Source organism: Roseomonas sp. CECT 9278 (genome assembly GCF_918698155.1).
Classification (GTDB): Bacteria; Pseudomonadota; Alphaproteobacteria; order Acetobacterales; family Acetobacteraceae; genus Neoroseomonas.
The window spans coordinates 19,974-41,106 of record NZ_CAKKLX010000041.1 but is presented as its reverse complement, the minus strand read 5'-3'; the positions used below and the strand labels follow the sequence as shown (position 1 = coordinate 41,106).

The 21,133-nt window shown below is 71.1% G+C and carries 16 protein-coding genes, 1 tRNA gene and 1 pseudogene; 4 read left to right on the top strand and 14 right to left on the bottom strand.

Annotation, left to right across the window (positions count from 1 at the left end; genetic code table 11):
* Positions 1–384 (bottom strand): annotated as a pseudogene (locus LQ222_RS20650) (hypothetical protein); the annotation flags it as partial.
* Positions 385–534: 150 nt separating this feature from the next.
* Here LQ222_RS20650 and LQ222_RS20645 point away from each other — a divergent pair.
* A complete protein-coding gene (locus LQ222_RS20645) occupies positions 535–1,458 on the top strand; it encodes an NAD(P)-dependent oxidoreductase (RefSeq protein WP_230168737.1) in 924 nt (307 codons plus the stop codon).
* Entirely contained in the window at positions 1,446–2,792 is a 1,347-nt protein-coding gene (locus tag LQ222_RS20640; RefSeq protein WP_230168736.1) for a glycosyltransferase family 1 protein, read from the top strand. Before LQ222_RS20645 ends, LQ222_RS20640 begins: the two co-directional genes overlap by 13 nt.
* On the opposite strand, the gene LQ222_RS20635 is transcribed toward LQ222_RS20640, so the two are convergent.
* Positions 2,770–3,738 carry a glycosyltransferase gene (locus LQ222_RS20635; RefSeq protein ID WP_230168735.1) on the bottom strand — a complete coding sequence of 323 codons (969 nt, stop codon included), beginning with the start codon at positions 3,736–3,738 and terminating at the stop codon, positions 2,770–2,772. The two genes, LQ222_RS20640 and LQ222_RS20635, sit on opposite strands and share 23 nt — an antisense overlap.
* A gap of 57 nt (positions 3,739–3,795) precedes the next feature.
* Between LQ222_RS20635 and LQ222_RS20630 the strand changes: the two genes are divergently transcribed.
* On the top strand, positions 3,796–4,542 hold the full coding sequence (locus tag LQ222_RS20630; RefSeq protein ID WP_230168734.1) for a glycosyltransferase family 2 protein: 747 nt from the start codon (positions 3,796–3,798) through the stop codon (positions 4,540–4,542).
* On the opposite strand, the gene LQ222_RS20625 is transcribed toward LQ222_RS20630, so the two are convergent.
* The 9 genes from LQ222_RS20625 to LQ222_RS20585 form a co-directional block, all read right to left on the bottom strand.
* Positions 4,527–5,675, bottom strand: coding sequence for a glycosyltransferase family 4 protein (locus LQ222_RS20625; protein ID WP_230168733.1), 1,149 nt, complete (start codon positions 5,673–5,675; stop codon positions 4,527–4,529). The two genes, LQ222_RS20630 and LQ222_RS20625, sit on opposite strands and share 16 nt — an antisense overlap.
* The gene (locus LQ222_RS20620) at positions 5,660–7,510 is read right to left on the bottom strand and encodes a hypothetical protein (RefSeq protein WP_230168732.1); all 1,851 of its coding nucleotides are present in this window, start codon (positions 7,508–7,510) and stop codon (positions 5,660–5,662) included. The genes LQ222_RS20625 and LQ222_RS20620 overlap by 16 nt, the downstream gene beginning before the upstream one ends.
* Positions 7,511–7,623: 113 nt before the next feature.
* A complete protein-coding gene (locus LQ222_RS20615; RefSeq protein ID WP_230168731.1) occupies positions 7,624–8,421 on the bottom strand; it encodes a carbonic anhydrase in 798 nt (265 codons plus the stop codon).
* 66 nt (positions 8,422–8,487) lie between these two features.
* Positions 8,488–9,336: a peptidylprolyl isomerase gene (locus tag LQ222_RS20610; RefSeq protein WP_230168730.1), complete on the bottom strand. Its 849-nt coding sequence runs from the start codon at positions 9,334–9,336 to the stop codon at positions 8,488–8,490.
* Positions 9,337–9,341: 5 nt separating this feature from the next.
* Positions 9,342–10,097, bottom strand: coding sequence for a respiratory nitrate reductase subunit gamma (narI, locus tag LQ222_RS20605; protein WP_230168729.1), 756 nt, complete (start codon positions 10,095–10,097; stop codon positions 9,342–9,344).
* A gap of 12 nt (positions 10,098–10,109) precedes the next feature.
* Positions 10,110–10,820 (bottom strand): nitrate reductase molybdenum cofactor assembly chaperone, encoded by a 711-nt coding sequence (gene narJ / locus LQ222_RS20600; protein ID WP_230168728.1) that lies wholly within the window; start codon positions 10,818–10,820, stop codon positions 10,110–10,112.
* Positions 10,817–12,385, bottom strand: coding sequence for a nitrate reductase subunit beta (gene narH, locus LQ222_RS20595; protein WP_230168727.1), 1,569 nt, complete (start codon positions 12,383–12,385; stop codon positions 10,817–10,819). Before narH ends, narJ begins: the two co-directional genes overlap by 4 nt.
* A gap of 5 nt (positions 12,386–12,390) precedes the next feature.
* Complete coding sequence (locus LQ222_RS20590; protein ID WP_230168726.1) at positions 12,391–16,119, bottom strand: nitrate reductase subunit alpha; 3,729 nt, start codon at positions 16,117–16,119, stop codon at positions 12,391–12,393.
* A gap of 19 nt (positions 16,120–16,138) precedes the next feature.
* Positions 16,139–18,874: an MFS transporter gene (locus LQ222_RS20585; protein ID WP_230168725.1), complete on the bottom strand. Its 2,736-nt coding sequence runs from the start codon at positions 18,872–18,874 to the stop codon at positions 16,139–16,141.
* A gap of 221 nt (positions 18,875–19,095) precedes the next feature.
* On the opposite strand from LQ222_RS20585, the gene LQ222_RS20580 reads away from it, so the two are divergent.
* Positions 19,096–19,767: a cyclic nucleotide-binding domain-containing protein gene (locus LQ222_RS20580; protein WP_230168724.1), complete on the top strand. Its 672-nt coding sequence runs from the start codon at positions 19,096–19,098 to the stop codon at positions 19,765–19,767.
* 58 nt (positions 19,768–19,825) lie between these two features.
* Here the strand turns inward: LQ222_RS20580 and LQ222_RS20575 are convergent.
* The 3 genes from LQ222_RS20575 to LQ222_RS20565 all read right to left on the bottom strand — a co-directional run bounded on the left by LQ222_RS20575 (position 19,826) and on the right by LQ222_RS20565 (position 21,110).
* Positions 19,826–19,912 (bottom strand) — tRNA-Leu (locus LQ222_RS20575).
* A gap of 153 nt (positions 19,913–20,065) precedes the next feature.
* On the bottom strand, positions 20,066–20,458 hold the full coding sequence (locus tag LQ222_RS20570) for a cupin domain-containing protein (protein ID WP_230168723.1): 393 nt from the start codon (positions 20,456–20,458) through the stop codon (positions 20,066–20,068).
* Positions 20,459–20,474: 16 nt separating this feature from the next.
* Positions 20,475–21,110, bottom strand: a complete 636-nt coding sequence (locus tag LQ222_RS20565) for a glutathione S-transferase family protein (protein ID WP_230168722.1) — start codon at positions 21,108–21,110, stop codon at positions 20,475–20,477.
* Positions 21,111–21,133 lie beyond the last annotated feature (23 nt).

Below are 21,133 nucleotides of genomic sequence, written 5' to 3'. Positions count from 1 at the left end.
CCACAGCGCCGGCAGCGCGGTGACTGCCGCCGCCCCCGCGCGCAGCGCCGCCGCCTGCGCCCGCGCGGCGCGCCCGAGCGGCTGGCGGATCTCGCGCGGCACCCAACCGAGGCGCCGCGACACTGCCGCCGGCGATGGGTCCGGCGGGACCGGCGGGGGCGCACCCGGCGCCGCCGCCATGCGCGCATACAGCGCCGTCACGGCCGCCGGCGCCACCTCGCGGAAACCATCGCTGCCCGGACCATGGCGCAGGAAGCCGATGCGGCCGGGATGGTCGCGCAGCAGCGCGGCGGCGATCTCGCAGGACAAGCGCTGCACGCCGCTCGGCCGTGCATGATGCGCGGCATAGGCGAACAGGTCCTCGACATCGAGCCAGAGCTTCATGGCGCGGCGCCCATGCTCCGGCCCGGCCCGGCAGCGATGCCGCGCCCCGGCCGCGCAATCATGGGGAGAAGCGCCGTTGCCACGCTGTTCTCGTAACGCCACCATGGCGCGGCGCCAAGGCGGAACTCCGCGTCGCGGCCGCGGAGGTGCATGGAACCAAGCTTCGATACCGCTCTGGTGACCGGCGGGCGCGGCTTCCTCGGCCGCGGGATCGTCGCGGCGCTGCGCGGGGCGGGCTGGCGCGTCGCGACCATCGGCGCGGCGCGGCGCGGCGACGCCGCCGACCATGTCGCGGTCGCCGGGCCGTCGGATGCCGAGGGGATCGCCGCGGCGCTGGTGGCGCTGCGCCCGGCGCTGGTGGTGCACCTGGCCGCCGCGGCACCCGGCGCACCGCCGGAGGACCACGAGGCCGTCACCGTCGCCGGCACGCGGGCGCTTCTCGCAGCCCTGTCCGGGCAGCGCGCGCCGCCGGTCCTGCTGGCCTTCGGCAGCGCCGCGGAATTCGGCCCGATCGATGCCGGGGCCGGGCCGCTGCCGGAATCCTGGCCCTGCGCGCCGTCCTCGCCCCATGGCCGCGCGAAGCATGCGGCAAGCCTGGCGGTGCAGCGATATCTTGCTGAGTCCGGCGCGCCGGGCGCGGTGCTGCGGCTGTTCACCGCGGCGGGCCCCGGCGCGCCGGCCGCCATGCTGCTCGGCCGGATCGCCGCCGAGATCGCCGCCATGCCGCCCGCCGGCGGCGCCGTGCGGGTGGCCGGGCCGGAGCGCGAGAGGGACTATCTTCCGGTCACGGAGGTGGCGCGGCTGGTCATGCGCCTCGCGCCGCGGGCGCGCGAGCTGCCGGCGCTGCTGCATCTCTGCTCCGGCCGCGGCATCGCGGTGCGCGAATGGATCGCCGCGCTCGCGGCGGCGCGGGGCGTGCCCGTCACGGTGCTGCCGCGGCAGGATGGTGCGCGGCGCGACGACCCGGCCCGCGTGGTCGGCGACCCCGGCCTGCTCCGCGCCCTGGGCCTCGCGCCCGCCGCCTTCGACCTCGCCACGCTGGCGCGGGAGATCATGGCACCGTGGCGCGGCTGATCGTCGATGTCTCGGCTTCCGCGCGCTGGCTCGGCCCGCCGGTCGGGATCCTGCGGGCGGAACGCGAGGTCGCGCTGCAGGCCCTGCGCCGCGGCGGCGCCGTGGAGATCGTGGTGCACGACCCGCTGCACGGCACGCTGCGCCCGGTGCTGCCGCGCTGGCGCGACAGGCTGCTAGGGCCGGACCACGTGCTCGACACCATCTGGGTCGATGTGCGCCGGCATCTGCCGATGTGGCAGCGGCTGCGCGCGCCGCGCTACCCCCTGGCGATGGCGCTGGAGCGCGCGCGGCTGGCCGGCGTCCCGCTCGCGGGCGCGGCGATGGCGCGACTGCTCGGCCGCCATATGCGCCAGCCGCCCTTCGTGGATGCGGCGGGGCGGCGCATCGGCGTGGTGCCGTGGCGCAGCGCGCTGGGCCCGCCGCTGGCGCTCGGCCCCGGCGACACCGTGATCTCCGCCGGCCCCGACTGGCAGCGCAAGGGGCGCGCCTTCGTGGACCTGCGCGCACGGCACGGCTTCCGCCTGGTCGCGATGTGCTACGACCTGTTGCCGCTGGTGCATCCCGAATGGTTCTTCGACGACGACGTGGCACGCTTCGGCGCGTATTGGCGCGCGGTCATCCCCGGCGCGGACCGCATCCTGTGCAACGCGCACTGCGTCGCGCGGGACCTGCGCGACTTCGCCGCGGCGGAAGGCCTCGGTGATGTCGCGCCCGTGGTGGTGCCGCTCGGCTACGCGCCGCCGCCGGCGCCGCGGTCGCTGCCGGACCTGCCTTCGCCGCTCGCCGCCGGGCGCTTCGCGCTGTTCGTCAGCACGCTGGAACCGCGCAAGGGCCACGCGGTGCTGGCCGAGGCCTGGCAGGCGCTGCTGGCGCGCGGCGTGCCGCAGCAGGCGAGCTTCCACCTGGTCTTCGTCGGCCGGCGTGGCTGGAAGGTGGAGGCCCTGCTCGATCGTCTCGATGCGCTCGGCGCCGATCCGGCGAACCGCCTCGTGCATCTCGACACCGCGCAGGACGCGCTGCTGGCGCGGCTGTATCGCGACGCGGCCTTCTGTCTCTATCCCTCGCGCGCGGAAGGCTTCGGCCTGCCGATCATCGAGGCGATGGCGCAGGGCAAGGCCGTCATCGCCTCGACCGGCGGCGCGGTGGCGGAGACCGCGGCGGGCCTCGCGCCCTGCCTCGACCCGCTCGATGTCGATGCCTGGACCGACACGCTCGGCGCCTGGATCGCCGACCCCGCCGCGCGCGCGCCGTGGGAGGCCCGCATCCGCGACGGCTTCCGATTCGAGACCTGGCCCGCCGCGGCGGAGCACATCATCGCGCAGGCGCTGGCATGAGCGGGAGGCTGCGCAGGAACAGCAGCGCCGCGTGGATGCGCGTGCGGACCCGCAGCCCCGGCTGCGCGCGCAGCAGGCGCAGCGCGGCCCGCGCCGCCGCTCCCTCGCCGGCCGCCAGCGCATCCTTCGCGGTGCCGAGCGCGCGCGACATCAGCGTGGCGACCACCTCGGCATCCTCGACGCCTGCCGCGCGCAGCCAGGCGCGGTCGATGACCGAGGCACCCGTGGCCGGGTCGGGCCGGCCGGCGCGCCGTGCCCGCGCCGCCGCGCGCGCGCCCAGTTCCGCCAGCACGCGATGCTCGACCTCCCGCCACGCCGCCTGCCCGGCATGTTCGCGGTAGTCGAGCAGCACATGCGGGATGGCGCGCAGCGGATGGCGTTCCGCCAGGCGCAGCCACAGGTCGTAGTCCTCCGCGCTGCGGAAGGCCCCGCGGTAGCCGCCGATCGCCAGCACCGCGTCGCGCCGCAGCAGCATGGTCGGATGCGCCAGCGGATTGTGGTGCATCAGCGCCGCCGCGATCGCGCCGGGTTCGACCGGCGGGACGATCACGCGACGCACCCTGCCGCCTGGTCCGACCACACGCCAGCCGGTGCCGATCGCGGCGGCGTCCGGGTATCGCGCGGCGGCCGCCAGCTGGCGTTCCAGCCGGTCGGGCGCGGCGATGTCGTCGGCATCCATCCGCGCCACCCAATCGGCGCGCGCGGCACCCAGGCCGGCATTGAGCGCCGGCACGATCCCCGCGCGCTCCAGCCGCAGCACCCGCAGCCGCGCATCGGCCAGCGCCATCCGCGCGAGGATGTCCGGCGTGGCGTCGGCCGATCCGTCGTCGCACACGATGCATTCGAAGTCGCCGTGGGTCTGGCGCAGGATGCTCGCCACCGCGTCCTCGAGATGGCGCGCGCCGTCGCGCACCGGCATCACGACGCTGACCGCGGGGCAGGCCATGCGGGATCCGTTCCTGCGCGGCCCCGCCGCGGGTCCGCATGAGAGGGAAGCTACCGCATGGACGCGCGCCCCGTCAGCATCCTGACCGTCACGCGTGATGGGCTGTTCTTCACGCGGCTGCTGGCGGATCGGGTGCGCGCCACGCTGCGCGACCGGCCCCATGAGATCATCGTGGTCGACCAGGGCAGCCGCGACGGCACGCAGGCCTGGGTGCGCTCGCAGCCCGACATGCGGCTGGTGGTGCAGCGCAACTGGCTGCGCCGCGCCGGGCACCGCCATGGCGAGGCGGCGGAGCGCGGCGCCCGCGCGGCGCGGCACGACCACATCGTGCTGCTCGATTCCGATGCCTTCCCGGTCGCGGATGACTGGCTCGCCACCAGCGTCGACCTGATCGACGATGCGCGGCCGATCGCCGGCGCGGTGTTCCGCAGCCCGCACCGCGGCAACCCGCATGGCTGGTACATCCACCCGCACTTCATGGCGTTCCGGAAGTCCGACCTCGGCGGGCTCGTGGTGCTGCGGAAGCTGCGTGGCGAGGACACCGACACCGGCGAGGAGGCGACGATCCGCGTGCTCGCCGCCGGGCGCGGCGTGATCGGGCACGAGATCGCGCATAGCCGCGACTTCGATGTCGGGCATCCCAATGTGCCGACGGTGGCGGGCGGCGTGTTCCACTGCTGGTACACCTCCCGCCTGCTGCACCACGAGGCCGAGGTGGTGCGCGAGACGCAGGGGCGCGTCTCCCGCGCGACCTATCTCGAACCGCTCGTGGCGAAGCTGAAGGCGGCCTATCCTTCGGTGTGAGGCAGCAGGCCGCCGCAGGACAGCAGCACCGCCTCGACCGCCCGGCAATTCGCCGCGAGGTCGGCGGCTTCCGCGCTGCGCCGAGCCGCCGCGCCGATCCGCGCGCGCAGGCCGGAATCGCGCAGCGCCAGCACCAGCGCCGCCAGCCGCCCGGCATCGTCGGACCGTGCGAGCACGAAGCCGTTCGCGCCATCCGCGATCAGGTCGGACGCGCCATTCGCGGCGGCGTTCACCACCGGCAGGCCGGCTGCCATCGCCTCGATGGTCGCGAGGCTGCAGGCATCCCAGCGCGTCGGATGCAGCATCACGTCGGCTGCGGCCAACAGCGGCTCGATCGCCGCCACCTCGCCGGCGAATACCACGGAATCGGCCAGGCCGAGCCGCGCGACCAGGGCGCGCCACTCGTCATCCGGCACGCCGCCCGCCACCACCAGGCGCGCCGCGATGCCGCGCCGCCGCGCCAGGGCGAGGGCGCGCAGCGACACGTCCACCCCCTTCAGCCACAGGTTGTGCGCGACCGCGAGCAGCATCAGCTCCTCCCCGCGCAGCCCGAGCCGGGCGCGCGCCGCGTCGCGCAGCGGGGCCAGGCGGTCCGGTGCGAAGCGCGCGGTGTCCACGCCGTTCGGAATGACCGCGATGCGATCCGGCGCGACGCCGTGGCTCGCGACGAACAGTCGCCGCAAGGCCTGCGAGACGGCGACGATGCGTTCGGCCCGGCGCATCGCGCGGGCCTCGATCAGCGCCATGGCGCGGCGCAGCCGCATCATGCGCGGGTCGACCCGCCAGCGCAGGCGTTCGCGCACGCCGCGCGCGGACATCATGCGTTCGAGGCTGAGCAGCCGCGAACCGGTCTGCGGGTGGAACACATGCGCGGACCATCCAGTGCCGCTGTCGTGCAGCACCATGGGCGGCAGGCGCGCGGTCGCGTCGGCGACGGCCTCGGCCCGGCCAAGCAGCGTGCCCGGGTCGTCCAGCAGGTGCAGGTCCGCGATGCCGTCGCGATCGCGCGCGGCAAAGGCAATGACGTGCACCTCGTGGCCGCTGCGGCGCAGATGGTCGTGCAGTTGCGCGGTCCAGCGTTCGGCGCCGCCGCCGGCGCGGTCCCAGGTCTCGAGGATCAGGCCGATGCGCAAGGGGTGCCTCCGGCGCGGCGCGGCCACGCCAGCGTCGCGATGGTCGCGAGCCCCAGCAGCGCGGCGGCGAGTTCGATCAACCCGCGTCGGCGCGGCGGCGGTGCGGCGGGCGGCCGCGTTGCGCGCCACCACGCGACGCGCGCGTCGTGCAAGGGTGCCTCCCGTGCGACCGCTTCCACATAGCGCGATTGGGCCGCCAGCACCGCCGCCACCGGCAGGTCAGCCGGCGCGTCCCGCCCCGCCACGGCATAGGGCGCCGGCATGGTCACCGCGAGCAGCACCGGCGCGGCGCTCGACCCGATGGCGATGTGCGCAGGGGCATCGCCGAATTCCAGCCAGGGCGGTTGCTCGACAGGCGCCAGGCAGCGGCAGCGCAGACGCAACGTCCAGTCGAACAGATCCGAACGGCCGATGCTGGCGAGCACCAGCACGCCGCCCGCCGCGACCGGCATGTCATCCCAGGCGGCAACGAGGTCGAGATCGCGCGGGGCATCCGGCCGCCGGATGGCGGCGGCATCGGCCAGCGGCGGGGTGGGCAGCGCCACGAGCAGCAGCGCGACCAGGCAAGGCAGCGCCGCCGCCACGGCCGGCGCCATGCGCGGCAGCAGCGCCGCGGCCCCGAGGCCTGCCAGCAGCCACACCACGGGCAGCACCGTGGCCTGGAAGCGCCACTGCAATTGCGGGTGCAGCACCAGCGCCAGCACGCCGATCGCCGCGAAGGAGACCAGCGCCAGGGGCGCGCGCCGCGCACCCAGCACGGCGAACACCAGCACAGCCGCGGCGATGGCCGGATGGGGCGAGAAACCCTGCGCGAAGCCCTGCCAATGGAAGGCAATGGCGTCGATCAGCCCATGCGGCGCCGTCGCGCCGGCATGGCCGGGCGACAGGAATCCCAGCAGCGCCGGCAGCTTGCCGGGCACCAGCAGCCACAGCGCGACCGGCCAGGCGTGCCAGGCCAGCAGGATGCGCGCCGGGTCGCCCAACGCCACGTCGAAGGCCGCGCCGCGCCGCCGCCAGGCGCGCGCGGCGGCAAGCAGCGCAATGCCCCAGGCCAGCACCGCGACGTGTGCCGGCAGGACCAGCACGCCGCCCACCCGCCAGGCGGGATCGACGGAAAGGCCAAGGGCCGCGACCGCGAGCGCCAGGGCCGCCAGCCGGAGCGGCGCATCCTCCGTCGCGCGGCGGCGATCGACCGCGCGCAGCAGCTGCCTCGCCCAGGGCAGGATCTGCGGGGTCGCGGCCAGGAGCAGCGCCGCCACCGCCATGATCCAGTAGTTGTACTTGTGCAGCGCCAACAACGTCAGCAGCACCGCGAGCCACCGCCAGGGCACCGGCCGCGCCGTCGCGGCGCACAACACCAGCAGCGTCAGCGCCGCGCCCGGCAGTTCCATCATGGCATCCGTGCCGAGCCGCGCCATGGCGGGGCTGGTCGCCGCCAGCGCCACCGCCAGCCCGCCGGCGAGCGCCGCACGCGAGGGGTCCGCGCAGCTCCGCGCGGCCAGCATGGCCAGCGTCACCAGCGTCACCGCCCAGCCGAGCACCGACGGCAGGATAGCCCAGCTGGCGCCTGGCCCGACGACCGCCATCCAGGCCCCGAGCGCCAGCGCCTGCAACGGCGGCCAGACGGTCGGCCGCGCGAGTTCCAGCACGAAGGCCACCGGATCGCCAAGCCGCAGCGCGAGCGAGAGCGTCATCGCGCTGGCAAGATGCGAATGGCGATCGTGGTAGGGATCGCGCCACAGCGCGCCGGGATCGGCGACATGCCCAACCGCCGCCGCCATGACCAGCCCAAGGCCGAGGACGACGATCGGCACCAGCGGCCAGGACCGGGGCAAGGGGGCCATCATGGCGTCGAGTCTATCGCGGCCGCCTGGTCGGGATAGGGGGTGGTTTCGCGCCGGCCTGCGACCACCCATCCGGGCGGCGCGGACGGGCCTTCAGTCGGCGTTCACGGGTGGCGCGGGGCGATGGACGGTGCGGGAGCGTCGCAGCGACGCGCCGCCGCGCGACCTGCCCGAGGGCATGGCGGCGGCGCGGCCCCATCGGCGTGGCCGACCGCCGGCGCGGGCGGCGTGCCGCTGTCGACCTGCCGGAACGGGCCGAGCGGCGTCTGTGCCGCTTGCAGCAGCCCCCAGCCGAAGTGGAAGTACCAGCCATGCAGCGCGAGCCGCCCGGCCGCGATGCCCTCGGCGATGAAGGGGTAGGTCGCGAGGTGGCGCAGGCTCGTCAGCACGGTCGCCTGTTCGGCGCGGCGCGCGATCACCGCGCGGTCGGCATCGGTCACCAGCCCGTCCATCTCGTCGCGCACCTCGCGCGCGATGTTCACCCAGTCCGAGACGAATTCGAAGCGCGCGCCGCCGTGGTCGTGCTCCAGCAGGCAGCGCACGCCGGCGCAGAAGGAATGGCCGAGCACAATGATGTGTCGCACGCCTAGCGCCTTCACGCCGAACTCGATCGCCGCCGATGTGCCGCGCGGGCGATGGTCGGCCTCGTGGCGCGGCACCAGCGCGGCGACATTGCGGATCACGAACAGCTCGCCGGGCTTCGCACCGGTGATGATGGCCGGGTCGGTGCGGCTGTCGGAGCAGGCGATGATCATGACCTCGGGACGCTGGCCGTCGAGCAGCGCATCGTACAGGTCGTGGTCCTGCTCGAAATGCTGGCCGCGGAAGCGGTCGAAGCCATCGACCAGGCGGTGCAGCGCGCTGCTGCGCGGCGCCGGCGGCACGGCGGGGGCGTCAGCCATGGCGGTCAGTCCCGCCGCGCAGCGCGGCCGGATCGCGTGGGGTCGCATCGCGGGATGCGCCCGCGCTCAGTTGACCAGCGGCCCATCCGCACGCGCCTCCCCTTCCGCGCCGAGGATGAATCCTTCGATCGTGGCGCGCGCGGCAAGCACGGCGATGTACTGGCGCACCGCCGCCTGCCAGGCGGCGCGGCGAAGGTCGTCGAGCACCGCGCGGCGGGCGTCGTCGAAGGCGGTGTCGCGCCGCGGCGTGTGGCGGTGCAGGTGGATCACGTGCATGCCGTAGCGCGTCGGCACCACCAGCGGGCAGACCTGGCCGGGTTCGAGGCCGGCGAGCATGGTCTCGAATTCCGGCACGGTGCTGCCGCGCTCGATGCGGCCCAGGTGCCCGCCCTGTTCGCGCGACGGGCAGGCGGAGTGGCGGTGCGCCAGGTCCGGCAGCGCGCCCGGCGTGGCGAGTATCTCGGCCAGCAGCGCCTCGGCTTGCTTGCGCGCGGCGGTGCGTTCGGCGTCGTCCTCGGGGTCGGCGGCGAGCAGGATGTGGGAAGCGTCCCAGGATTCCGGCGTGCCGAAGCGTTCGGGATGTGCCGCGTGCCAGCGGCGCGCGGCGGCATCATCGGGTTCGGGGATGGTGACCTCGGCACGCAGCAGCGCGTCGATGGTGGCGTCCTCGTCCTCATCGGCCAGGGCAGCGTCGCGCGCGGCATCGAGCAGCAGGCGGCGCACGACCAGGGCGCGCGCCGCCTCGGTCCAGGCGGCTTCGGGCGAGGGTGCCGGGTGGTGCTGCATCTCGGCGGCGACCTCGCGCGGCGTGATGGGCGTGCCGTTCACGATGATGTCGTGTTCGGGCAGGGCCGTGCTGGGTTGCGCAGGCGGGGGCGCGGCCTTGGGCGGCGGGGCGTGGAAATGAACGGCCATGGCGCCTACTCCGCCGCCTGCGTGCCGGGGCGCGCCACCGGGCCGGGCCTGGTGGTGGCGCCGCCGCGCATGCGCACGATCTGCCACGACCGGAACAGGTACCAGACCGGTGCGGAGAAGATGTGCACGAGGCGCGTGAAGGGTGTGACGAGGAACAGCGTCATGCCGAGCACGAGATGCGCGAAATACGGGAAGTCGAGCCCGCGAATGAGGTCCGCCGCGCCGGGCTGGAAGGTCACGATCGCCTGGCTCCAGGCCGAGAGCTGCAGCATCACCGAGCCATCGCTGTGACCGAGCGAAAAGGGCAGCGTGATGAGGCCGAGGGACAGCTGCACCCACAGCAGCAGCAGGATGAAGGTGTCGGCGTAGGTCGAGGTGCGGCGGATGCGTTCATCGTACAGCCGGCGATGCAGCAGGATGGTCAGGCCGACGAAGCAGACCGCGCCCGCGATGCCGCCGGCGGTGATCGCCACCAGCTGCTTCTGGTAGGGCTCGATCGCCCATTCATAGGCCCAGTGCGGCGTCAGCAGCCCGATGAAGTGGCCGAAGAACAGGAAGATGATGCCGAAGTGGAAAAGGTTGCTGCCCAGCCGCAGCTGCCGCGCGCGCAGCATCTGCGACGAGCCCGACCGCCAGGTGTACTGGTCGCGGTCGAAGCGGATGAGCGAGCCGATGACGAAGACGCCCAGGCAGATGTAGGGGTAGATCCCGAACAGGAAGCCGTGGAGGTAGTCGGTGAAGCCGTCCCAGATGGCGAACATCGTCGCTCTCCTTCAGCGGGCGTTGGCGGAGGGCCCGCGGAAATGCCGCAGGCGCTGGATCATGGCGGCGACCTTGGCGCGCGCGCCTTCCCTGTCCGGGTCGGATTCCGGGCCGAAGACCACGGGTTCCGATTCATAGGCGGCGTCGAGCTCGGCGAATTCCTCGGCGTCGCTGCGCTCGGCCTCGGCATCGGCCTTGGCCGCCGGCGTGCTGCCGATTTCCGCCAGCGTGGCGGCGAGCAGCACGGCATAGAGCCGCGCCTCGCGGCTGCCACGCGCGATCATGCGTGCATGCAGCGCATCGAGGATCGGCGCGCATTGGCTGAGCAGGTTGCGCGCCACCTCGTCCGGCGCCACCGCGCAGAATTCGAGGAACAGCGGCAGGAAGTCCGGCAATTCGCGCGCATCGAGCGCGTAGCCGGCCTGCTCGTAGACCTGCGCCAGTTCGATCATGGCGGGCCCCCGGTTGCGGGTGTCCCCGTGCACATGTTCGAACAGGTGCAATGACGTGCCGCGGCCGCGGTCGAACAGTCGGACGTATTCCTCCTCGCGGTCGAGGCCGTCGCCCTGCATCAGGCGACGCGGCAGGCGCAGCAGTCGCGGTACCAAGTCAGCGCGGAAGCCCGCCCCGGGAATGGCGGCGGCGATGTCGGGCAGGTCCGCGCGCAGCTCGGCTTCGGGATAGCGGAGCAGGCGCGAGAGGATGGCGAGGCGCTTGTTCACTTCGCGGTCTCCGGCTGCTGTTGCGCGGCCTCGTTGGCCTCGCGGATGCGCGGCGGCGCCATGCGCCCGGCCGAGGGACCGGATGCACTGAACAGGTTGCCCACGCTGCGCCCGTCGTAGCAGCCCTGGCCGAAGGAGAAGCCGCAGGACGACTTCAGGTCGAAGGCGTTCTCGGCGTATTCGCGGTGCGTGGTGGGGATGACGTAGCGGTCCTCGTAGTTGGCGATCGCCAGGGTCTGGTACATGTCCTCGACCTGTTCAGCACTGAGGCCGACCTTGGCCAGGATCTCGAGATCCTCGCGGTTCTCGACGGTGCGCGCGCGCATGTGCATGCGCATCGCCATCATGCGCTGCAGGGCCAGCACCACCGGCGCCTCGGCCCCCGCGGTCAGCAGGTTGGCCAGGTACTTCACCGGGATGCGCAGGCTCTCGATGTCCGGCAGGCCGTCCTTCCAGCCGACATGGCCGGCCTCGACCGCGGACTGCACCGGTGAGAGCGGCGGGACGTACCAGACCATCGGCAGCGTGCGGTATTCGGGGTGCAGCGGGAAGGCGATCTGCCAGTCGATGCACATCTTGTAGGTCGGGCTGAGGCGCGCGGCCTCGAGCCAGGCCTCCGGCACGCCATCGGCCCGCGCCTGCTCGATCACCTTCGGGTCGGAGGGATCGAGGAAGATCTCGAGCTGCTTGCGATAGAGCTGCTGCTCGTTCTCGGTGGACGCGGCTTCCTCGATGCGGTCGGCGTCATACAGCAGCACACCCAGGTAGCGGATGCGGCCCACGCAGGTTTCCGAGCACACGGTGGGCTCGCCGGCCTCGATGCGCGGGTAGCAGAAGATGCACTTCTCGGCCTTACCGGACTGCCAGTTGTAGTAGATTTTCTTGTAGGGGCAGGCGGAGACGCACATGCGCCAGCCGCGGCACTTCTCCTGGTCGATCAGGACGATGCCGTCTTCCTCGCGCTTGTAGATGGACCCCGACGGGCAGGCGGCGACGCAGGCCGGGTTCAGGCAGTGCTCGCACAGCCGCGGCAGGTAGAACATGAAGGTGTTCTCGAACTGCCCGTACATCTGCTTCTGGATGCCCTCGAAGTTGCGGTCCTTCGAGCGCTTGGCGAATTCGGTGCCGAGGATCTCCTCCCAATTCGGGCCCCACTTGATCTCCATGCGCTCGCCGGTCAGCAGGCTGACCGGGCGCGCCACCGGCATGGTCTCGCTCTCCGGCGCGGTCTGCAGGTGCGTGTAGTCGAAGGTGAAGGGCTCGTAGTAGTCGTCGATCTCGGGCAGGTTCGGGTTGGCAAAGATGTTCGCCAGGATGCGCCACTTGGCCCCGATACGCGGCTGGATCTGGCCGTTCCGCTTGCGCTTCCAGCCACCCTTCCACTTGTCCTGGTTCTCCCAGTCCTTGGGATAGCCGATGCCGGGCTTGGTCTCGACGTTGTTGAACCAGGCGTATTCGACGCCCTCGCGGCTGGTCCACACCTGCTTGCAGGTGACCGAACAGGTGTGGCAGCCGATGCACTTGTCGAGGTTGAGCACCATCGCGATCTGAGCGCGGATCTTCATGGCCGTTACTCCGCCGCCTTGAGGTCTGATGCCTGGGGTGTCACGCGCGGGCCGTCCATCCAGTCGACATTGGCCATCTTGCGGACAATGACGAACTCGTCGCGGTTGGTGCCGATCGTGCCGTAGTAGTTGAAGCCGTAGGCGAGCTGCGCGTAGCCGCCGATCATGTGCGTGGGCTTCACCGTGGTGCGCGTGACGGAGTTGTGGATGCCGCCGCGGGCATGCGTGATCTCGCTGCCCGGCACGTTCACGATCTTCTCCTGCGCGTGGTACATCATGATCATGCCCTTGGGCACGCGCTGGGAGACCACGGCGCGCGCGCACAGCGCGCCGTTCACGTTGAAGGCCTCGACCCAGTCATTGTCCTCGATGCCCATGGTCGCGGCATCGGTCTCGCTCAGCCACACGATCGGCCCGCCGCGCGACAGCGTGAGCATCAGCAGGTTGTCCGTGTAGACGCTGTGGATGCCCCATTTCTGGTGCGGCGTGATGAAGTTGAGCGCGACCTCGGTGTTGCCGTTCGGCTTAACGCCATGCATCGGGCCGTGCGCGCGCAGGTCCACCGGCGGGCGGTACAGGCACAGCGCCTCCCCGAAGGCGAGCATCCAGGGGTGGTCCTGGTAGAGCTGTTGTCGCCCCGTCAGCGTGCGCCACGGGATCAGCTCATGCACGTTGGTGTAGCCGGCGTTGTAGCAGACCTCCTCGCTCTCCAGCCCCGACCAGATCGGCGAGGAGATGATCTTGCGCGGCTGCGCCTGCACGTCGCGGAAGCGGATCGCCTCGTGCTCCTTCGACTTCGCCAGGTGCGTGTGGTCGCGGCCGGTGAACTTGCCGAGCGACTCCCACGCCTTCACCGCGACATGGCCGTTGGTCTCGGGGGCCAGGTGCATCAGCGTCTCGCAGGCGTCGATGTCGGTTTCCATCTTCGCGAGCTTGCCGTCCACGCCGGGCACCTCGACCGTGCCGTTGAGGTGGCGCACGAATTCAACCTCGTGCTCGGTCTTCCAGGTCATGCCCTTGCCGTTGTTGCCGAGCTTATCCATCAGCGGACCGAGTGCCGCGAAGCGGGCATGGGTATTGGGGTAGTCGCGCTCGACCACCGTGACCGCCGGCATGGTCTTGCCGGGGATGGGGTCGACCTCGCCCTTCTTCCAGTCGCGCACCAGGTGCGTCTGGCCGAGCTCGCCGGGGCTGTCATGCATCAGCGGCGTCAGCACCACGTCGCGCTCGACGCCCAGATGCCCCTGCGACATGGTCGAGAAGCGCTTGGCGATGCCCTTGAAGATCGCCCAGTCCGTGCGGCTCTCCCAGGCCGGGTCCACCGCTGCGGACAGCGGATGGATGAAGGGATGCATGTCGGATGTGTTGAGGTCGTGCTTCTCGTACCAGGTGGCCGTCGGCAGCACGATGTCGGAGTACATGCAGGTGGTGCTCATGCGGAAATCGAGCGTCACCAGCAGGTCGAGCTTCCCCTTCGGTGCCTCGTCGTGCCAGGCGGCTTCCTCGGGCTTCGTCATGCCCTGTTCGCCGAGATCCTTGCCCTGCACGCCGTGCTGGGTGCCGAGCAGGTGCTTGAGAAAATACTCGTGCCCCTTGCCCGAGGAGCCGAGCAGGTTCGACCGCCACACGAACAGGTTGCGCGGCCAGTTCGCCGGATGGTCGGGGTCCTCGCAGGACATCTCGAGCGTGCCGGCCTTGAGCGAGGACGCGACGTATTGCGGCACCGGCATCCCGGCCGCCTCGGCTTCCGCGGCGATGCCCAGCGGATTGCGCACGAGCTGCGGCGCGGAGGGCAGCCAGCCCATGCGTTCGGCGCGGATGTTGAAGTCGATCAGCGCGCCGGTCATCGGCTTGGGCGCGGTGGGCGAGAGCAGGTCGGCCACCTGCACCGTCTCGTAGCGCCACTGGTCGGTATGCGCGTACCAGCTGGACGTGGCGTTCTGCTGCCGCGGCGGGCGCGCCCAGTCGGTGGCGAAGGCCACCGGGATCCAGCCCGATTGCGGGCGCAGCTTCTCCTGCCCCACATAATGCGCCCAGCCGCCGCCGGACTGGCCGATGCAACCGCACATCACCAGCAGGTTGATGATGCCGCGGTAGTTCATGTCCGAGTGGTACCAGTGGTTCAGCGCGGCCCCGAGGATGATCATCGACTTGCCGCGCGTCTTCTCGGCGTTGTCGGCGAATTCGCGCGCCACGGTGATGATCTGCTGGCGCGGCACGCCGCAGACGGCCTCGGCCCAGGCGGGCGTATAGGGCGCCATGGCGTTGTAGTCGGCCGCGCCGGTCACGCCGTAATTGGCGAGGAACAGGTCATAGACGGTCGCGACCTTCGCCGTGCTGCCATCGGCCAGCGTGACGGTGGTGAAGGGCACGTCGTGCGTGACGGTGTCGCCGAGGTTGGTCGGGTTGAAGAAGGCGACGGCGCCATCACCGAAATACGGGAAGGTCACCGGCGCGGTATCGCCGCCGGCCAGCGACAGGCACGGCGTGACTTCCTCGCCGGTCGCGCCGTCGCGGCCTTCCAGGTTCCACTTGCCCTGCTCGCCCCAGCGGAAGCCGACCGACCCCGTCGGCACATAGGGCGCGCCGGTCGCGTCGTTCACCGCGACGGTCTTCCAGTCGGGGTTGTTGGCCTGGCCGGCATTCTCCGCGAGGTCGCTCGCGCGCAGCTGGCGGTCAGGAACCAGGCGGCCGTCCTTTTCGGTCAGCATCACCAGCATCGGCATGTCGGAATAGCGGCGGCAATAGTCGATGAAGTAGTCGCCACGCCCCTTCGCATGCCATTCGGACAGGATCACATGGCCCATCGCCAGCGCCAGCGCGGCGTCGGTGCCCTGCTTGGGGTGCAGCCACAGATCGGCGAATTTCGACGCCTCGGAATAGTCGGGCGTGACGGTCACCACCTTGGTGCCGCGGTAGCGCGCCTCGGCCATGAAATGCGCGTCGGGCGTGCGCGTCTGCGGCACGTTCGACCCCCACATCATGATGAAGCCGGCATTGTACCAGTCGGCCGATTCCGGCACGTCGGTCTGCTCGCCCCAGGTCTGCGGGCTGGACGGGGGCAGGTCGCAGTACCAGTCGTAGAAGGACATGCACACGCCGCCGATCAGCGACAGGTACCGGCTGCCCGCGGCGTAGCTGACCATGCTCATCGCCGGGATGGGCGAGAAGCCGAACACGCGGTCCGGGCCGTGCTGCTTCACGGTGTGCACATTGGCCGCGGCGATGATCTCCTCCGCCTCGTCCCAGGTGGCGCGCACGAAGCCGCCCTGGCCGCGCACCTGCTGGTATTCGCGGCGCTTCGTCGTGTCGTCCTGGATCGACTTCCAGGCCAGCACCGGATCGGCGTGCAGCGCCTTCGCCTCGCGCCACAGGCGTAGCAGGCGCTTGCGAATCATCGGGTATTTCACCCGGTTCGCGCTGTAGAGGTACCAGCTGTACGACGCGCCACGCGAGCACCCGCGCGGTTCGTGGTTGGGCAGGCCGGGGCGCGTGCGCGGGTAGTCGGTCTGCTGCGTCTCCCAGGTCACGATCCCGCCCTTGACGTAGATCTTCCAGGAGCACGACCCGGTGCAATTGGCGCCGTGGGTGGAGCGCACGATCTTGTCGTGCGCCCAGCGCGACCGGTAGGCGTCCTCCCAGGCGCGGCTCTCGGTCGTGGTCTCGCCATGGCCGTTGCTGAAGGTGCCCGCGTACTTCTTGAAGTAGGTCAGGCGATCGAGGAAGTGGCTCATCGTGCTGGTTCCCTTCGCGTCATGCGGGCAAGGCGGGGCCGCTCGGGCGGCCGCGCTCGATGTCGTGCAGCACGCCGCCGCGGCGCGTGTAGACGCCCCAGGTGACGGCGATGCAGATCAGGTAGAAGGCGAAGAAGCCCCACAGCGCCGCGACCGGGCTGCCGGTCATGGCGATCGAGGTGCCGTAGCTCTTGGGGATGAAGAAGGCGCCATAGGCCGCGACGGCGGAGGTGAAGCCGATGATGGCCGCACTCTCCTTCTCGGCCTGCACGCGGCGCTGCGTCGCGTCCGCCTCGGGCATCAGGCGCGCCATGTCCTTGCCCATGATCGCGGGGATCATCTGGAAGGTGGAGGCATTGCCCACGCCCGAGGCAAAGAACAGGAACATGAAGCTGGCGAAGAAGCCGAGGAACGCGCCAGGCTGGTCCTTGATGCCGATGAAGTGGATGACGCCGTAGACACCCGCCGCCATCGCGACGAAGACCAGCAGGCTGACGCGCCCGCCGCCCCATTTGTCCGACACCCAGCCCGTCATGGAGCGCGACAGCGCGCCCACCAGCGGTCCGAGGAAGGCGAATTGCAGCGCATCCACCTCGGGGAACTGGGTCCGCGACAGCAGCGGGAAGCCCGCCGAGTAGCCGATGAACGACCCGAAGGTGCCGGTGTACAGGAAGCACATGATCCAGTTGTGCTTGCGCTGGAAGATCACCGCCTGGTCCGAGAACGACGCTTTCATGCTGGACAGGTCATCCATGCGGAACCAGGCCGCGAAGGCGGCCGCCGCGATGAAGGGCACCCAGACGAAGCCGGCATTCTGCAGCCACAGCGTGGAGCCACCCTGCACCGCCTGCGGATCGCCGCCGAGGAAGCCGAAGACCCCCGCGGTGATCACCAGCGGCACCACGAACTGCACGACACTGACGCCGAGGTTGCCCAGGCCGGCATTGAGCGCCAGCGCGTTCCCCTTCTCCTTCTTCGGGAAGAAGAAGGAGATGTTGGCCATCGACGATGCGAAGTTGCCGCCGCCGAAGCCGCACAGCAGCGCCAGCGCCAGGAACACCCAGTACGGTGTCTCGGGGTTCTGTACCGCGAAGCCGATCCCCAGGGCCGGGATCATCAGCGACCAGGTCGACAGCGTGGTCCACAGCCGCCCGCCGAAGATGGGCGGCATGAAGGAATAGAAGATGCGCAGCGTCGCCCCGGACAGGCCGGGCAGCGAGGCCAGCCAGAACAGCTGCGCGGTATCGAAGCGGAAGCCGACCGCGGGCAGCTTCGCCACCACCACCGACCACACCATCCACACCGCGAAGGCCAGCAGCAGGCACGGGATCGAGACCCACAGGTTACGCCTGGCGATCGCGCGCCCCTGCATGTCCCAGAAGCCCGCATCCTCCGGCCGCCAATCGGTGATGGCGTGGCCGCGCAGCGCGCCTTCCTGCGCCGCGCCATGGATCGGCTGCATCTCCGGCAGTTCGGGCAGCTTCGCGAGCGCCGGCGCGGCGGCCTCGCGCTCCATCCGCAGGATCGCCATGTGCATCCACACCAGCGCGACCGCGCTGATCAGGAACAGCAGCATGAAGCAGGACTGCCGGATGCCGGTCAGGTCGTTCAGCATGCCGAAGACGATCGGCAGGATGAAGCCGCCCAACCCGCCGATCAGCCCGACCACGCCGCCCACCGGGCCCACGCGGTTCGGGTAATACACCGGGATGTGCTTGTAGACCGCCGCCTTGCCCAGGCTCATGAAGAAGCCGAGCACGAAGACCAGGAAGATGAAAGGGATCACGCCGGTCTCGAGGCGGAATTCCATCGGCCCGCGGATGCCCTGCACCACATAGGTGGTCGGCGGGTAGGACAGGATGAAGCTGACCAGCACGGACACGCCGAGCGTCCAGTACATGATGCGCCTGGCGCCATACTTGTCCGACAACACGCCGCCATAGGCCCGGAAGATCGAGGCCGGCACCGAATACGCCGCGCCGATCATGCCGGCGGTGGTGATCGAAAAGCCGTAGGTGTCGATGATGTAGCGCGGCAGCCACAGCGCGAGTGCGACGAAGGCGCCGAACACGAAGAAGTAGTACAGGCTGAAGCGCCAGACCTGGATGTTCTTCAGCGGCTCCATCAGCGCCGAGATCGGCTCGGGCTTCTGACCCGTCGCGCGGCGCCGCGCGAGGTCGGGATCGTCATCGGTGAAGAACCAGAAGGCCGCCGCGGTGACCAGCAGCGCGACCGCCCACACGATCGCGACGGTCTTCCAGCCGAAGGCCACCATGATCACGGGGGCGAGGAACTTGGTGACCGCCGCGCCGACGTTGCCGGCGCCGAAGATGCCGAGCGCGGTGCCCTGCTTCTCCTTCGGGAACCACTTAGACACATAGGCGATGCCGACCGCGAAGGACCCGCCGGCGATGCCCACGCCCAGCGCCGCCAGCAGAAAGGTCGGGTAGTCATAGGCAAAGACCAGCAGGAAGGTGGCCACCGCCCCCGACACCATGGTGCCGGTATAGACCACGCGCCCGCCATACTGGTCCGCCCAGATGCCCAGGATCAGGCGGATCAAGCTGCCCGTCAGGATCGGCGTGCCGACCAGCAGGCCGAATTGCGTCTCGTTCAGCCCCAGGTCGCGCTTCAGTTGGACGCCGATGATCGAGAAGATCGTCCAGACCGCGAAGCAGACCGTGAAGGCGATGGTGGACAGCCACAGCGCGCGTGATTGCGCGCCGGGGTCTGGTGCCGTGGATGCCTGGGACATGCCCTTCTCCGTGATCCTGTCGAACTCGGCGCAGGTGTGGCGTCCGCGACCCCGCCTTCGAGTTGATCCGGATCAAGTCATCCCGGCGCGCGGCCGCGGAATTCGCGCCCGGCCCGATTGCGGCAAGGCGCCCGATGTCCGGGGTCAGTTCGTCGGTTGACGCAGATCAATGCGTGCAGTGACGCGGCGTCGCATCCATGGCGCATCGTCGGAGACGCTTCATGCAGCAAGCCTCGCGCGCCAGGCACCTGGTCGAGAACGCGCCCTTCTTCCAGGCGGCCGGTGCCGCCGCGATGACGGAGATCCTGCGCCCGAGCTTCGCCCAGCTCCTGCCGCGCGGCACCACGCTGTTCGAACAGGGCGACGAGCCCGACTTCGTGCACATGCTGCTGGAGGGCAGCGTCGGCCTGCAGGCCGCGGCCGAGGGGGACGGGCGCACGATGGTCGAATTCTTCGGGCCCGGGGAGCTGTTCCTCGCGCCCGCGGTGATGCTCCACCTGCCCTACCTCGCCTCGGCCGTGGCCTTGACCGAGGTGCGCGTGCTGATGATCCCGGCCGATGTCTTCCGCGACGGCGTCAGCCGATCGCACGCCTTGTGCCGCGCCACCACGCAGCTTCTCGCGCGGCACTGGCGGCTGATGGTCGACCAGGTGGTCGACCTGAAGCTGCGCAGCGCCGAGGATCGCGTCGCGCGCTTCGTCGCGCGGCGCGTCTCGGAGGAAGCCGGTGCGGGGAACGCGTTGCTGCCCGAACCGCGCAGCGCGATCGCCGCGCGACTCGGCATGACGCCGGAGACACTGTCGCGCGCGCTCGGCAGGCTGGAACGCAAGGGTTGTCTGCAGCGCGGCGCGGGCGGCGCGACGGTGGCCGACAGGACGGCGCTTACGACGTGACGGCTTGGGCCTGGCCGGGCTGATGCGATGGAGCGCGGCGCCATCGCGCGGAAGGCGGTGGTGCGGGCGGTCGGGGTCGAACCGACACTCTGTTGCCAGAAACGGATTTTGAGCCCGTCGCGTCTGCCAATTCCGCCACGCCCGCGATGCCGCCGCCGCGGCGGGCCGGCGGCGCAACCTACTGTCCCCGCCGGCGCATTTCAATTCGTCGCGCGCCATCCCGTGCGGCGCTGGCGCGCAGCCGGCACGGCGGCCGGTCCCGCGGCCACCGCCCAGGGCGGCGCCGCCCGGGTCGTGCCTATTCCGCGGCCGCGGCCGGCGCGGACACTTCCCTGGTCTCGAATTCCGCCGGCCCGGTGATCTCCAGGATCTCGACATCCTCCGAATGCGCCATCTCGCGGTGCTTTACCAGCCGCGGCTGGTAGCAGCTGTCGCCGGCGTGGAAGGTCTTCACGCCGATATCCTCGTATTCGAAGGTCACCCAGCCCTTCAGCACGAAGAACATCTGGAAGGGCAGGTCGTGCGTGTGCCAGGCGCCGGTCGCGTGCGCGCCGGGGATGCCGCGGATCACATGCGCGCCGAAGGCGCCCTCCGTGGCCTTGGCGATGCCCAGGTCGCGGTATTCGAAGAAGGCGCGCAGGCCGCGCTGGAAATCGGCCTCGGCGGCGTGGCTGGTGGTGGTGCGGGTCATGCAGTCCTCCCTTGGTTCAGGCCAGCGGCAGGGCGACATGGGTGGTGAAGCCAGGCCGCGTCTTCAGCGCATCGTAGTAGCGCGCCAGGTTCGGCAGGTCGGGCCGCGCGATCGGCAGCACATGCCAGCGATGCACCCAGCAGCCCAGCGCGATGTCGGCCAGCGTCAGCTCATCCCCGCACAGGAAGCGGCGGCCGGCCAGCGCCGCATCCACGATCTTCCACAGCCGGCCGCAATCCTCGCGCGCCTTGCCCTCGGCCTGCCAGTCGCGGTCGGGCTCGGGGATGCGGACATGGGTGAAGAAGATGGTGACCATGGGCGCGGTGACGTGGCCCAGCGTCCAGTCCATCCAGGTCTCGACCGCGGCGCGGGCGCGCGGCGCGGCCGGGTACAGCGGGCCGCCCGGGGCGTACTGGTTGCACAGGTAGCGCGCGATGGCGTTGCTCTCCCACAGCGCCCAGCCGTCCGCCCCGTCGCCTTCTTGCAACGTCGGCACCAGGCCCATCGGGTTCATGGCGCGGTATTCGGGATCGCGCGTGCGGCCGAAGGCGCCGCCGGCATCGATGCGCTCGTAGTCCAGCCCGAGTTCGTCGAGCGTCCAGAGCACCTTCATCACATTGGACGAACTCGCCCGGCCCCACAGCTTGCGCATCGCGTCCTCCCGCATGTCCGCGA

Coding starts and splice junctions, on each gene's coding strand:
- LQ222_RS20645 (WP_230168737.1), top strand. CDS start 535: ATGGAACCAAGCTTCGATACCGCTCTGGTGACCGGCGGGCGCGGCTTC.
- LQ222_RS20635 (WP_230168735.1), bottom strand. CDS start 3,738: ATGGCCTGCCCCGCGGTCAGCGTCGTGATGCCGGTGCGCGACGGCGCG.
- LQ222_RS20630 (WP_230168734.1), top strand. CDS start 3,796: ATGGACGCGCGCCCCGTCAGCATCCTGACCGTCACGCGTGATGGGCTG.
- LQ222_RS20615 (WP_230168731.1), bottom strand. CDS start 8,421: ATGGCTGACGCCCCCGCCGTGCCGCCGGCGCCGCGCAGCAGCGCGCTG.
- LQ222_RS20610 (WP_230168730.1), bottom strand. CDS start 9,336: ATGGCCGTTCATTTCCACGCCCCGCCGCCCAAGGCCGCGCCCCCGCCT.
- narI (WP_230168729.1), bottom strand. CDS start 10,097: ATGTTCGCCATCTGGGACGGCTTCACCGACTACCTCCACGGCTTCCTG.
- narH (WP_230168727.1), bottom strand. CDS start 12,385: ATGAAGATCCGCGCTCAGATCGCGATGGTGCTCAACCTCGACAAGTGC.
- LQ222_RS20590 (WP_230168726.1), bottom strand. CDS start 16,119: ATGAGCCACTTCCTCGATCGCCTGACCTACTTCAAGAAGTACGCGGGC.
- LQ222_RS20585 (WP_230168725.1), bottom strand. CDS start 18,874: ATGTCCCAGGCATCCACGGCACCAGACCCCGGCGCGCAATCACGCGCG.
- LQ222_RS20580 (WP_230168724.1), top strand. CDS start 19,096: ATGCAGCAAGCCTCGCGCGCCAGGCACCTGGTCGAGAACGCGCCCTTC.
- LQ222_RS20570 (WP_230168723.1), bottom strand. CDS start 20,458: ATGACCCGCACCACCACCAGCCACGCCGCCGAGGCCGATTTCCAGCGC.
- LQ222_RS20565 (WP_230168722.1), bottom strand. CDS start 21,110: ATGCGCAAGCTGTGGGGCCGGGCGAGTTCGTCCAATGTGATGAAGGTG.